This window comes from Promicromonospora sp. NPDC090134, assembly GCF_044746965.1.
Taxonomy (GTDB): Bacteria; Actinomycetota; Actinomycetes; order Actinomycetales; family Cellulomonadaceae; genus Promicromonospora.
Genome location: NZ_JBIVCZ010000008.1, coordinates 177,132 through 189,924 on the forward strand (window position 1 = coordinate 177,132; position 12,793 = coordinate 189,924).

Annotated in this window: 9 protein-coding genes and 3 tRNA genes; 6 read left to right on the plus strand and 6 right to left on the minus strand. The window is 70.7% G+C overall.

The window, feature by feature from the left end; all coding sequences use genetic code 11:
- Positions 1-63: 63 nt before the first annotated feature.
- From ACIPN7_RS21325 to ACIPN7_RS21340, 4 genes are all read right to left on the minus strand, one after another.
- Complete coding sequence (locus ACIPN7_RS21325) at positions 64-2,238, minus strand: hypothetical protein (RefSeq protein WP_400546899.1); 2,175 nt, start codon at positions 2,236-2,238, stop codon at positions 64-66.
- Positions 2,239-2,456: 218 nt separating this feature from the next.
- A complete protein-coding gene (locus ACIPN7_RS21330; protein ID WP_400546902.1) occupies positions 2,457-3,335 on the minus strand; it encodes an MBL fold metallo-hydrolase in 879 nt (292 codons plus the stop codon).
- Between the two features lie 31 nt (positions 3,336-3,366).
- Positions 3,367-3,933 carry a dihydrofolate reductase family protein gene (locus tag ACIPN7_RS21335; RefSeq protein ID WP_400546905.1) on the minus strand — a complete coding sequence of 189 codons (567 nt, stop codon included), beginning with the start codon at positions 3,931-3,933 and terminating at the stop codon, positions 3,367-3,369.
- A gap of 104 nt (positions 3,934-4,037) precedes the next feature.
- Entirely contained in the window at positions 4,038-4,436 is a 399-nt protein-coding gene (locus ACIPN7_RS21340) for a PPOX class F420-dependent oxidoreductase (RefSeq protein ID WP_400546908.1), read from the minus strand.
- 274 nt (positions 4,437-4,710) lie between these two features.
- Between ACIPN7_RS21340 and ACIPN7_RS21345 the strand changes: the two genes are divergently transcribed.
- The 5 genes from ACIPN7_RS21345 (at position 4,711) to ACIPN7_RS21365 (ending at position 9,852) form a co-directional block, all read left to right on the plus strand.
- Complete coding sequence (locus ACIPN7_RS21345) at positions 4,711-5,592, plus strand: S1 family peptidase (RefSeq protein ID WP_400546911.1); 882 nt, start codon at positions 4,711-4,713, stop codon at positions 5,590-5,592.
- Positions 5,593-5,780: 188 nt separating this feature from the next.
- Positions 5,781-5,852: transfer RNA gene (locus tag ACIPN7_RS21350), tRNA-Gly, on the plus strand.
- A gap of 25 nt (positions 5,853-5,877) precedes the next feature.
- Positions 5,878-5,948 (plus strand) — tRNA-Cys (locus tag ACIPN7_RS21355).
- Position 5,949: 1 nt separating this feature from the next.
- Positions 5,950-6,024, plus strand: a tRNA-Val gene (locus ACIPN7_RS21360).
- Positions 6,025-6,336: 312 nt separating this feature from the next.
- Positions 6,337-9,852: a glycosyl hydrolase family 95 catalytic domain-containing protein gene (locus ACIPN7_RS21365; RefSeq protein WP_400546914.1), complete on the plus strand. Its 3,516-nt coding sequence runs from the start codon at positions 6,337-6,339 to the stop codon at positions 9,850-9,852.
- Between the two features lie 6 nt (positions 9,853-9,858).
- Here ACIPN7_RS21365 and ACIPN7_RS21370 read toward each other — a convergent pair whose 3' ends face one another.
- Both ACIPN7_RS21370 and ACIPN7_RS21375 read right to left on the minus strand, forming a co-directional pair.
- Complete coding sequence (locus ACIPN7_RS21370) at positions 9,859-10,560, minus strand: tyrosine-protein phosphatase (RefSeq protein WP_400546917.1); 702 nt, start codon at positions 10,558-10,560, stop codon at positions 9,859-9,861.
- A 9-nt stretch (positions 10,561-10,569) separates the two neighbouring features.
- Positions 10,570-12,351, minus strand: a complete 1,782-nt coding sequence (locus ACIPN7_RS21375) for a cation:proton antiporter (protein WP_400546920.1) — start codon at positions 12,349-12,351, stop codon at positions 10,570-10,572.
- A 178-nt stretch (positions 12,352-12,529) separates the two neighbouring features.
- Between ACIPN7_RS21375 and ACIPN7_RS21380 the strand changes: the two genes are divergently transcribed.
- Positions 12,530-12,715: a hypothetical protein gene (locus tag ACIPN7_RS21380; protein ID WP_377229514.1), complete on the plus strand. Its 186-nt coding sequence runs from the start codon at positions 12,530-12,532 to the stop codon at positions 12,713-12,715.
- Positions 12,716-12,793: the final 78 nt, after the last annotated feature.

Below are 12,793 nucleotides of genomic sequence, written 5' to 3' on the forward strand. Positions count from 1 at the left end.
TGTATACGGGTCGCACAGCGGGTGGGTGCGGCGCCTCGGTGCGCCGCACCCACCCGCTGCGTCCTACGACTGCGGCATGTAGATCGTGAACGGGATGCCGTTGCGGCGCAGGCAGTCAAGGACGTCCTGCTCGATCCCGAGCGCGACACCTCCGTTCTGCCAATCGTTCCATGGCGCGAAGTGCCACTCGATCCCCAAGACGGTGTTGTTCGGGTCCCGCATGATCTCGGCGTCCTTCTCGCACTGTCGAGCGGATCCCTTGTACTTGGGCGTACCGGTCTTGACCTCGTGGAAGACCTGCCCGGCGTTGTTCGGCCGCTCCTCGACGACGTCGGGATAGCGGTACCCGTCCGAGGTCATCAGCTTCAGACGCGGTGGTGTGCGGTTCACGGTGACGCTCCTGCCGAGCGCCGTGAGGTCGTTCCCGACGAAGGCCTCGCCGGCCTTGCCGGACCGCAACGGTCGAGTCGTCGTGCCCGATGCCTTGCGCAGCGGGTCCGCGAGCACCTCGGCGAGGCGCTTGAGGTCGCTCTTCTGGCTCTTGGCCAGGCGGATGATCATCCCGTCCGGCAGCCCGTTGCGCACGAGCGTGTCGTAGTCGGCGCCGAAGACCTCCTTCAGGATCGACGACTTGGCGGCATCGCCGAGCCAGTCCTGCCTGGTCAGCCATCGGACGATGTCGTTCGTCCGGTGCGCGAACTTGCCGATGAAGCGGACGGTCTTGCCGATGATCGCCGCGGCGTCGCCGACGTAGGGCACGATGCTCGCCAGGCTGATGCCGAGCCCGACCCAGTCGGAGTTGATCGCGCCGGCGATCGCGTCCCGCAGGTCGGTGATGCCGCCGACGATCCACCCGACGACCGGGATGAAGCTGAGCGCCGTCGAGCAGATGTTGCCCGCGAACCATGCCATCGAGTCGCGCGTGTCGAACTCGCCCGCAACCAGGCCGACCATGAAGTCGGTGACGTAGTCCCACTCGCTCACCCGCTCGTCGAAGACGAGCGGGTCGATCCCCTCGTCGACGGCGTGCTGGATCTCGTAGGAGTCGGAGAGCCCGTCGCTGTCCGTGTCCGACGTCGTGGGATCGGTGAGTTCGGCGTCGACCTCTTGGAAGTCCGAGAGCCCGTCGCCGTCCGTGTCCGCGTCATGCGGGTCGGTGCCGTACTCGTCGGTCTCCTCGATGTCATCGAGTCCGTCGCCGTCCGTGTCCTGGTCCGTGGGCGTCGTCTCGATAGGCGGCAGGTCTGTGCCAGGAACAGGCTCTGGTTCGGGCTGGTCCGGGACCAAGGGGTCGCTACCGGCGGCGACCTCGTCGCCGTCTGTGGCACCGTCGCCGTCGGTGTCGGGGTTCGTCGGTGAGGTCCCGAGGTCCTGCTCCTGCAGGTTGGTCAGGCCGTCGCCGTCGATGTCCTCGTCGCCGTCGCCGACCCCGTCGCTGTCGCTGTCGGGATTGCCCGGCCAGGTCCAGCCGGCGAGCTCGGTGATCTCGAACTGATCGGTCAGCCCGTCGAAGTCGGAGTCCTCGAGCAGCGGGCTGGAGCCGAAGCGGAGCTCGACGACGTCGATGACGCCGTCGCCGTCGTGATCCCCCTCGTACGTGATCCCGAATGTCTCCAGAACCGCGAAGCCGTTGCCCCAAGCCCGTTCGCTGTTGATCGTGGCCGGCTCGATGTTGGCCTTGAGGAAGAATTCGTCAGACTTGGCCAGATCTGCCTCAGCGGCGGTGAGAAGGGCGAACGCCTCGTCCAGGCCCGCCGGGCGCTCGATGTCCTTAGGAGCGTCGCGGAACGGCCCGATCGTGACCTCGGCGTCCTGGATCGCCGCGTCGGACAGCAGCCGCACTCCTGTCATGGACTTGACCAGCGCGGTGACGTACCCGACCTCGGCATCCCCGTTCGGCGGCGACGCACCGGTCATGCGGGACTTGAGGAAGGACTCGAAGTGCGTCAAGTTGTCGAACGCGACCTCGGCTTCCGCGCGGCCCTCGAATCTCGCGCCGTCGAAGTACGCGTCGCCGACGTCCTGCAGCACCGGTTCCAACCGGCTCTCCGCCAGGGACTCGGCGTCGACCCATGGCCGCAGGGCCTCGGTGCCCTCGGTCATGTACGTCAGCGCGTCGTGGTCGTACTCCGTGGACGGGATCTTCGCGATCTCCGTCTGCCAGAGCGGTGGCTCGTTGGCCTGTGCCGCACCAGCGACGAGCGGGCCGAGCAACGCTGCGACGGCCGCTGTGGCCACTGACCGCCGGAACCATCTTTGGCTTCCCAGCATGAAATCTCCCCGGATGTAGGGAATAAAGGGGACAAAGCGTTTCATGCTGGGAAGATGCCGGCAACGGAATGAACGTCTCCTGGCTCAATATCACCCGGAGGGCGGTCAGCTGGCTTCCCCCTGACGATTGAAGCAACGCTGAGCCGCACCGGGGGCGGGCCATGCTCTCGGGGGCACGGCGCTCATCACGGAGCAACAGGCGCGCGACGTCCACCTGTACCAGCTGAGCCCGTCGCCGGACCGCGCCCGTTCCTCCGGGCGACGCTCCGCGCCTGCCCCTCGTGGATGTCACTCACCCACTCCCAGCCGGGCTCGGCCGACCCGCCGATGCGCGGGTCGTCGGGCGTGCGACCGTCCCGCAGGGCGTGCAGGTACGCGCGGTCCAGGTCGATCCGCGCGCGCACCCGGCCGGTCCCGGCGACGGCGGACCCGTGGCCGGGGACGAGCACCTCGACGTCGCTCGCGACGTCCTCCAGCGTCCGCAGCCCGGCGAGGTACTCCTCGACCGGGTCGCTCGTGTCGGTGAAGTCGCCGAGCATCGGCACGAAGACGTCGGAGAGCAGGTCGCCGGCGGCGAGGACGCCGCGGGTCTCGACGAGCAGCGCCGCGTGGCCCGGGGAGTGCGCCGGGTGCTCGATGATCCGGACCGCGGGGCCGTCCCACGGGATCCGTTCGGTCCCGGCAGGCAGCCCCGTGACGAGGCCGAAGAGGTCCAGCGGGACGTCGTCGGCGATCTCCGGCGGGAGCCCCTCGGCGACGCGCGCCCGCCAGTCCGCGGCCGACCGGAGCGCCTGCATGTCGGCGGCGCAGCGGGCGGTGCCGTAGCGCGGGGCCTCGCCGAGCTCGGCGTGCCAGAGCACGTGGTCCCAGTCGGGGTGCGTCGAGAAGCCCGCCACGACGGGCAGGCCCAGCTCGTTCAGGTCGTTCGCGAGGCAGGCCATCTCGGAGCCCGTGATCCCGGCGTCGACGACCAGCACGCCGTCCTGCCCCCGCACGACGACGGTGTTGTTCCGGAGCAGCTCGCTCCGGTGAACCAGAACGCCCTCCGCGACCTGCGTCAGCATGGCGTCTCCATCCGTCCGTCCGCGTCCGGCCTCAGCTGCCGGCCCCGGGCGGGCCGTCGAGCACGGTGGGCGTGTACTCCAGCAGCTGCAGGCGCCCGTCGAACGTGCGGCTCTCCACCAGGTCCAGGGCGACGTCGGGATACGCGTCGAAGATGCGCTCCCGGCCGGTGGCGCCCGTGATGACCGGGAACACCACCACGCGGAAGCTGTCCACCAGGCCGGCCTCGAGCAGCGACCGGCTCAGGCTGAGGCTGCCGAGCGTGCGCAGCGGGCGGGCCGAGGTCTCCTTGAGCTCCCGCACGGCCTTCACGGCGTCGCCGGCGACCAGCTCGGTGTTGGCCCACGACAGCGGCGTCTCAAGAGTGGAGGAGAACACCACCTTGGGCATGTCGGCCATCGGGTCCTCGGGGGCCTGGGCCATCATCCCGTGCATCAGCCGGTACGTGGCGGCGCCCATGAGGGTCGTGTGCTGGTTCTCGCCGTCCTCCCCGAGGAAGGCGAGGTACTCCGGCCCCTCCAGGCCCCAGAACCCGGGCCAGCCCTCGGCGGCCGCGTAGCCGTCCAGCGAGATGATGAAGTCCACCATGAGCTTCTGCATCGGTCTCTCCTCGGTGTTCGGTGTGTGCTCGTGGTGACCGGCCGTGCGGGAGAAACTCATCGGTGGACGGCGGGCCGCGGCACGGCCCGCCGTCCGGGACACGACTACTGCGTCGTGTAGTGCTCGATGCTCATCACCAGGATCACGCGGTCCGCGCTGTCGGCGGGCGGCTGCTGCTCGGCGTTGCCGTACCGCTTGCCCAGGTGCACGTAGAAGTCGCCCGTCGGGTCCGGGACCACCTCGACGAGCTTGCCGCGCACCTCGATGTAGTTGAACGCGTTCTCGTCGTTCAGGATCGCGAGGCTCATCGACGGGTTGTGCTGCAGGTTGCGGTACTTGGCCCGGTAGGTGGTGTGCGTGAAGCGCAGCGTCTCGCCGTCGAAGTCGAACCACATCGGGTTCACCTGGACCGTGTCGTCGGGACGGATGGTGCCGAGGAACGCGTAGTTCGGCTTCTCGAGCAGGTGGATGAGCTGGGCGGGGATGACGTCGGAAGCACTCATGCCGCCGAACATAGCCCCTCTGGCCCCTCCCCGGGGTTATGGGATGAAAACGAGCTGTGAGGTCTTGTTTAACCCGGTCGATCCATGAAAACGCAGGGTGAAAGGCGTTCGAGAGCCCCGATTTCATTTCCGGCCGGTTACAACTGCTTTGGGCTCTTGTGGGGTGAATTGTGGACGGGTAATACTCGCCGCCAGCGAGACGGCAGGTGACGGCGTCCCGTTCCTGCCGAGCAGGGCACGCCGCCAGCGTGCCCACAACCCAGGAGGATGTGCCATGAGGTTCACTCGCACCACGATCCGCCCCGGTTCGGCCAGCACGGCCCGTCTCATCGCGCTCGCGGCAGGGCTCGGCCTCGCGACGTCCACGCTCGCGGGGCCGGCGGCCGTCGCCGCGCCCGACCGGCCCACCGTGGCCGAGCTCGCCACCGTGCACGCCGCGGTGGGCGAGGCCGACGTCGACGGCGTCGCCTGGTACACCGACACGGCCACCGGCAAGGTGGTCGTCACCGCCGACTCGACCGTCTCCGCCGCGGAGCTCGCCGAGGTCCGCGCAGCCGCCGGCGCCGACAAGGGCGCGCTGACCGTCAAGCGCGCCGCCGGCGTCTTCAAGCCCCTGCTGGCGTCGGGTGACGCCATCTACGGCTCGGGCTACCGCTGCTCGGTCGGGTTCAACGTCCGCAGCGGCAGCCAGTACTACCTCCTCACGGCCGGGCACTGCGGCGACGTCGCGCCCACCTGGTACACCAACTCGGCGCAGACCACGCTCGTCGGCGCGACGGTCGGCTCCAGCTTCCCGGGCAACGACTACGCCCTGGTCCGGTACGACAACACATCGCTGAGCCACCCCGGCGGCTACACCGCCGGCAACGCCTACGTGGGCCAGAGCGTCACCCGGGACGGCTCCACCACCGGCGTGCACACCGGCACCGTCACCGCCCTGAACGTGAGCGTCAACTACCAGGGCAGCGGCACCGTGCGGGGCATGATCCAGACGAACGTCTGTGCCGAGCCCGGTGACTCCGGCGGCGCGCTGTACAGCGGGTCGACCGCTCTGGGCATCACCTCCGGCGGCAGCGGCAACTGCTCCACCGGCGGGACCACGTTCTACCAGCCCGTGACCGAGGCGCTCAGCGTGTACGGCGTCTCGATCTACTGAGCGACCCTGTCCTGACCTGCACGGGCGGCGTCGCCGGGCATTCCTGGCGGCCCCGCCCGCGTCGTGCGGAGGCCCGGAGGCGCGGCTGCAGGTGGCGCGGCGATTTCGATTGGACCGGCACGCCGTTTGTGAACTACTCTTCCGGAGCGTCACCACGCCGGGACCGAAGGGTCCAGGATGGTCATAGCGCGGATGTAGCTCAGTGGTAGAGCATCACCTTGCCAAGGTGAGGGTCGCGGGTTCAAGTCCCGTCATCCGCTCGATACCCGCTTTGGTGGGGAGCACGGTGGGTTGGCCGAGAGGCGAGGCAGCGGCCTGCAAAGCCGTACACACGGGTTCGAATCCCGTACCCACCTCGGGCGATTGGCGCAGCGGTAGCGCGCTTCCCTGACACGGAAGAGGTCACTGGTTCGATCCCAGTATCGCCCACCAGCACGGCAAGACCCTCTGACCAGCGAATTCGCAGGTCAGAGGGTCTTTTGCATGTCTGGTGCCGGTGGATCAGTGTGAGGTGACCACTCCCATACATCGGATCTCTGGGTACGAGGCTTGGCTGAATCGTCCCGTCTGCTCCCTATCTCGGGCGAGCCGGGCAAGGAAACATCAGGTGTTTGGTTGACACTGCTCCGGGCGCGTTGCTTGAATGCTCGCGAGCACCGCCCGGCGTCCACGGTGGCGCGGGAGACGACGACGACGTCGATGTTCCGGAGGCCGAGGATGACCTGCCGCTCGATCCCACCACTGATGCGCCGACCCCCTCGACGAGCGATCGCGGCCGCGCTGGCGCTGCTGCTCGCCGCGCCGATATCCGCTGCGGCGGTGGTTCCCGCCGCGGCCGCACCGGACGCCGCCGCCCCGAGGGACACGACCGCCCCGAAGGACACGACAGCACCGGAGGACACGACCGTGCGGGACGACCGCCCGCGCCTCGAGGGGGCGCCCGACACGATCTGGTTCGACGAGCCGCTGTCGACCGCCGGCGACCACCAGCGCAACTGGGAGCAGCGCGCGCTCCCGATCGGCAACGGTGCCCTGGGCGCCGTCGTCTACGGGGGCGTCACCGACGAGAAGCTCCAGCTCAACGAGAAGAGCCTCTGGACCGGAGGACCCGGCGCGCAGGGCGGCTACGACTACGGCAACTGGACCGACGGCCGCAGGCCCCGGACGATCGAGGAGGCCCGGCAGCTCATCGCCCGGTCGCCGACCGGAGGCGTCGCACCCGAGACGATGGCGGACCTGTTGGGCAAGCCGAAGCTCAACTTCGGGTCGTACCAGACCTTCGGCGACCTCGACCTCACCATGACGGGCATCGGGGAGGCGAGCGACTACCGCAGGCAGCTCGACATCGGCGACTCGGTGGTGACCACATCGTTCACCGCCGACGGCGTCGGCTACATCCGCGAGTACTTCGCCTCCGCGGCCGACGACGTCGTCGTCGTACGTCTGACGGCCGACAAGCGCGGCCGTATCGGGTTCGACGCACGGATCGACCTCCCGGCCGGGCGCACGGAGGTGACCCGGACGGCCGAGGGCGGGCGGCTCACGACGGCGGGGCGGCTGGCGAACAACGGGCTGCGCTTCGAGTCGCAGCTGCAGGTGCTCAACAGCGGCGGGTCGGTGACCGATGGCGACGGCACCATCGGCGTCCGGGGCGCGAGCTCCGTCACGCTCGTGCTCAGCGCCGCCACCGACTTCGCGATGGACCACGCGGCGGGCTACCGCACCGGCGTCGACCCCCACGAGCAGGTCACCCAGGCGGTCGATGCGGCGTCCGACCGTGGGTTCACGTCCCTCCTGAAGCGCCACCAGAGCGACTACCGGGGCCTCTTCGACCGTGTGGAGCTCGACCTCGGCGCCCGGCTCCCTGACATCCCCACCGACGAGCTGCTGGCGGAGTACCGGTCGACGATCGACCCCGAGAGCGCCCGGGCGCTCGAGGAGCTGTACTTCCAGTACGGCCGCTACCTGCTGGTCTCGTCCTCGCGCGGCGGCTCGCTCCCGGCGAACCTGCAGGGCGTCTGGAACCGGGTGAACAACCCACCGTGGGACGCCGACTACCACGTGAACATCAACCTGCAGATGAACTACTGGCCGGCCGAGACCACCAACCTCGCCGAGACCACGCAGCCGTTCTTCGACTACGTGGACTCGATGGTCGCCCCCGGAAAGGTGACGGCGAGCCAGATGTACGGGGCGCGCGGCTGGGTCGTGGGGAACGAGACGAACCCCTACGGTTTCACCGGCTTCCACCAGTATCCGCAGTCGTTCTGGCAGCCGGACGCCGCGGCGTGGCTGGCCCAGCACTACTGGCAGCACTACCTCTTCACCGGGGACGAGCAGTTCCTGCGGGAGCGCGCCTACCCGATGCTCAAGGCGGTCTCGGAGTTCTGGATCGACTTCCTCGTGCGCGACACGGACGGCACCTACGTGGTCACGCCGAGCTACTCGCCCGAGCAGGGCGACTTCACGGTCGGGGCGTCGATCTCGCAGCAGATCGTCACCGAGCTGCTGACCTCGGCCGCGGCCGCCGCCGAGCTCACCGGCGAGGACGACGCCGTCTACCTCTCCGACCTCGACGAGAAACTGCGGGGCATCTACCCGGGCCTCGCCGTCGGGTCGTGGGGCCAGCTCAAGGAGTGGAAGGTCGAGCAGGCGCTCGACAACCCGTCGAACCAGCACCGGCACGTCTCCCACCTCTACGCGCTCTTCCCCGGGACGGCCGTCTCACCCGCCGCGACACCGGAGCTCGCCGAGGCCGCCCGCACCACGCTGGAGGGGCGCGGCGACGGCGGGACCGGGTGGTCGAAGGCGTGGAAGATCAACTTCTGGGCGCGCCTGCTCGACGGCGACCGCGCACACAAGCTGCTCTCCGAGCAGCTCAAGGGCTCGACGCTCGACAACCTGTGGGACGACCACCCGCCGTTCCAGATCGACGGCAACTTCGGCGCGACGTCCGGCGTCGCGGAGATGCTGCTGCAGAGCCAGGCCGGACGGATCGACGTGCTGCCCGCGCTGCCGACGGCCTGGCCGGACGGCTCGTACTCGGGCCTGAAGGCTCGAGGTGACGTCGAGGTCGACGCGACGTGGGCGGACGGATCGGTCCGGCGGATCGAGATCCGGCCCGCGAACGACGGCGAGCTGCGGATCGGGAACCAGATCTTCCAGCCGGGCCTGTTCACGCTGACCGACCACAGGGGCCGGCCCGTCGAGTCGACGGTCGAGGACGGCGTCGTGGTCTTCGAGGGGCAGGCCGGGAAGCGGTACGTGGCCAAGGCCACGGCGGCGCTGTCGATCACGGCGCCCGCGACGGCGACGTCGGGCGACGAGATCCCGGTCACCGTGCGCGCGTCCGCGATCGGATCGGAGCCGGTCGAGGACGCGGCAGTGCGGGTCTCGGTCCCGGACGACACTGCGCCGGGCTACCCGGACTGGACCGCCGAGCCTTCCGAGTTCACGTTCGGCACCATCCCGCCCGGCGAGAGCGTCGAGCGGACCGTGACCGTCACCGTCGGCGCGGGCAACGCCACGTGGCAGTCGCCGATCACGGCGACGCTGACCGCGGGCGACGTCACGCTCAGCCGCACGGCGGTGGTGGACGTGAGACCGCCGACGCCGTGCCCGGTACCCGACCCCGACGGCACGCTCGTCGCGTGGAACCTCGGGGGTGACGCCGACGGCGACCAGTCCGGAAACGGCCACGACTGGCGGGTCGAGGGCACGCTCGGCGTGCTCGCCGACGGGCCGACGGGTGCGGCCCAGCAGCTCGCGACGACGGGCTACGTCACGAGCGGCGAGCCCTTCGCGCTCGGGTACCTCGAGGAGTCGACGTTCGCCGGCGAGTTCCGGATCGATCCCGGTCAGTCGGACTACCGCCGCCTCTTCGACCACCGGTCCGCGAGCAGCGACTCCGACGGCATCATGATCGACACCACGCCGTCGAACAACATCCGCGTCATCACGGCGGGCACCGGGACGACGACGAGCGCCGTCGTCCCGACCGACCGCTGGTTCGAGCTGGTCGTGACCCTCTCGACCGCCGGCGTGATCACGGTGTACGTCGACGGAACGCAGGCCGCCACCGCCACGATCGGTGGCTACGAGGCGGCGAACGCGTGCACGTCGCGCACCCTGCACATCGGCGCGAACCGCGACGGCGGCGAGCGGCAGTCCGGCGGCGCCGACCGGCTGGCGATCTTCGGCCGTGCGCTGACGGCGGACGAGGCGGGCCGGTGGCAGGAGCTGGCCTTCCCCGGGAGCTAGGCCCGCTCAGCCGACCAGCCGGGCGCGCAGGGCCCGCACGTGCCCCGGCGTGAGCCCGCCGTGGGCCAGGTACGCCTCGACGCCGCCGTGCCGCGTGCGCAGGTGCTCCAGGGCCCCGAGGATGACGTGCCGGGCGGGCGGCACCCGGCGCTCGGCGGGCCGGTCGTAGCCGGGCTCGGCCTCCCGCTCGACGTACCGGGGCGCGAGCCGCTCGTTGGTGACCTCGTAGTCGTCGGCGAGGGCGTCGACGTCGGCCCCGGCGAGCGTGAGCGCGAGCGCGACGACCAGGCCCGTGCGGTCCTTGCCGGCGGCGCAGTGCACCAGCACGGGACCCTCGGGCGCGTCCGCGATGGCCCCCACGGCGCGCGCGAACAGCTCCGGGCGCCGGTCCAGCATCCCCTGGTAGAGGTGCACCCAGGGCCCCTCCTCGGGGTCGCCGGGACCCTGCACGGGCAGGTGCAGGGTGGTCCCGCCGGCCAGCCGGCTCGGCCACTCGTCGAGCTCCTCCGGCCGGCGCAGGTCGATGATCCGCGCCAGCCCGTAGGACGTGGCGGCGGCGACGCCGACGTCGGTCAGGTAGCTGGGGCACTCGGAGCGCACCAGCACGCGCTCACGGATCGTGCCCCCGCCAGTGAGCGGGAGTCCGCCCAGGTCACGGGCGTTCAGGCAGCCCGGCCAGTCGAGGTGGAGCGGTGTGTAGTCCGTCACGACCGGAGGCTAGCGCTCCGGGTCCTCCTCACGCAGCGAAAACTTGCCCTTGCGCATCTCGACGGCGATCTGCTCGGCGTCCAGCAGGTCCAGGGCGGTGCCGAGCTGGGCCGAGTCGAAGGTCCCGGCCGATCGCGCGGCGAGCAGCTCCTCGCGCTGGGCGGCGATCGTCGCGAGCCGCAGCTCCCGGTACTGGATGAAGCGCTCCTTGGTGAGCACCGCGTCCTCGTCCTGGGACTCGTGCTCCCGGAAGGTGTCCTTGCGCACGCGGGCGACCACGCCGGCGTCGTACGGCGTGCCGTCCGGGCGGTGCGGCTCGGCGAGGAAGGCGCGGGCCGCCCGCTCCTGCTCGCGCCGCAGGGCGGGCAGGTCGCCCGCCGTGTCCTGTCCGATCAGGCCGAGCCGACGCGTCAGCCAGGGCAGGGTGCTGCCCTGGACCAGGAGTGTGCCGAACGCGACGCCGAACGCGACCAGGATGAGGAACGACCGGTGCGGCGTCCCGTCGGGTCCGCCCGGCAGCGTCTGTGCCGCCGCGAGGGTGACCACGCCGCGCATGCCCGCCCACACCAGCAGCGTGCCCTCGCGCCAGCCGAGCGGCCGGGCGAGGTCGTAGTCGATGTCGGCGGTCCGGCGCCGCAGCGTGCCCTGGATGCGCTCCAGGCGTTCGGCGGTCGAGCGGCGGCCCTTGCGCCGTCCCGTGGCCTGGTCCGGCTCGGCGGTCGCGGGCGGGGTCGCGGCGGCGCGCTGATCGATCCGGTCCTGGAACGCGGTGAGGGTCTCGCGCACGGCCTCGCCCCGCCGCGCGCGGCGGGCCTGGATGCCGATGAGCGGCGTCACGAACGCGGCGCGCACCACGAGGATCGCCACGCCGGCGATCGCGGCGACCAGGAAGGCCTGCCAGACGGACCCGGTGCCGGACTCCACGTCCTCGATCAGCGCGAACAGCTCGATGCCCATGATGAGGAACACGGCGCCCTCGAGCAGCAGCTCGACGGTGTGCCAGTTGGAGCGTTCGGCGATCCGGTCCTGCGGGCGCAGGTAGCGCGGCGAGCCGTTGCCGGTCACGAGGCCCGCCGCCACGACGGCGACCAGGCCGGACGCGCCGAGCTCCTCGGCCGGGAGGTAGGCCACGAACGGGACCACGAACGACACGGCGGTGCTCAGCGCGGCGTGGCCCAGCCGGCGGCGCACCCGCAGGCCCAGCCAGCCGACGGGCACGCCGATCGCCACGGCCACCAGGGCGGCGTAGGCGAAGTCGCCCACGACCTCCCACAGGCTGACCGAGGCGGCGGTGGCCGCGATGGCGGACCGCAGCAGCACCAGGGCGGACGCGTCATTGAGCAGCGACTCGCCCTCCAGCATCGTGACGCTGCGCGGGGACGCCCCGAGCCGTTTCACGATCGAGGTCGCCACGGCGTCGGTGGGGCTCACGATGGCGCCCAGCGCGATGGCCGTGGCGAGGTCGATCCCGGGGATCAGCCACCGGAAGAGCAGCCCGAGCAGCACCGAGCTGATCACCACGAGCGTCACCGACAGGCCGCCGATGGCCGTGAAGTCCCGCCGGAAGTCCATCGACGGCAGCCCGACGGCGGCGGAGTAGAGCAGCGGGGGCAGCACGCCGCCGAGGATCACCTCGGGGGGTATCTCGACCGCCGGTACCCACGGCAGCAGGCTGACGCCCGCGCCGAGCACCACCAGGACCAGCGGGGCCGCGACGCCTGCCTTGGGCGCGAGCGAGGTGACGGCGATGATCAGGATGGCGGCGACGACTGCGACGATCAGGTACTCCACAGGCTGACGTTACGAGACGGTGGAGTCGCCCGCCGACTTTTTCAGCCCTGCGAGATACCTGGTCGGGCAGTGTTGCCGCGCGCGCGGTGGCGTGTGCACGTAGGTTCGGGGGGCCGGCGGGACCCCGTCGTGCGCAGGGGGCGCACCTGGTGTGCCTGTGTCGAAGAGGAGTCGAACCATGGGGCTTTTTGACAAGGCCAAGGAGTTCGTGACCGACCCGGACAACGTCGCGAAGGCGAAGGAGCAGCTCACCGACGAGAACGTCGACGCCGCTACCGACAAGCTCAAGGAGTTCGCGCCGGACAAGGCCGACGGCGCGATCGACTCGCTGGGTGAGAAGGCCAAGGACTTCCGCGACAGCTGATCCGCCGGTCCGCCCGCGGTGCGACCGCGAGCACGGGACCGGCACTGTATCGGTACGATCGAGGGGCACCGTCCGCGC

Bases quoted from the DNA above. Each gene is read 5' to 3' on its own strand.
- ACIPN7_RS21380 (WP_377229514.1), top strand. From the start codon at position 12,530: ATGGGGCTTTTTGACAAGGCCAAGGAGTTCGTGACCGACCCGGACAAC.
- ACIPN7_RS21335 (WP_400546905.1), bottom strand. From the start codon at position 3,933: ATGCAGAAGCTCATGGTGGACTTCATCATCTCGCTGGACGGCTACGCG.
- ACIPN7_RS21330 (WP_400546902.1), bottom strand. From the start codon at position 3,335: ATGCTGACGCAGGTCGCGGAGGGCGTTCTGGTTCACCGGAGCGAGCTG.
- ACIPN7_RS21365 (WP_400546914.1), top strand. From the start codon at position 6,337: ATGCGCCGACCCCCTCGACGAGCGATCGCGGCCGCGCTGGCGCTGCTG.
- ACIPN7_RS21340 (WP_400546908.1), bottom strand. From the start codon at position 4,436: ATGAGTGCTTCCGACGTCATCCCCGCCCAGCTCATCCACCTGCTCGAG.
- ACIPN7_RS21345 (WP_400546911.1), top strand. From the start codon at position 4,711: ATGAGGTTCACTCGCACCACGATCCGCCCCGGTTCGGCCAGCACGGCC.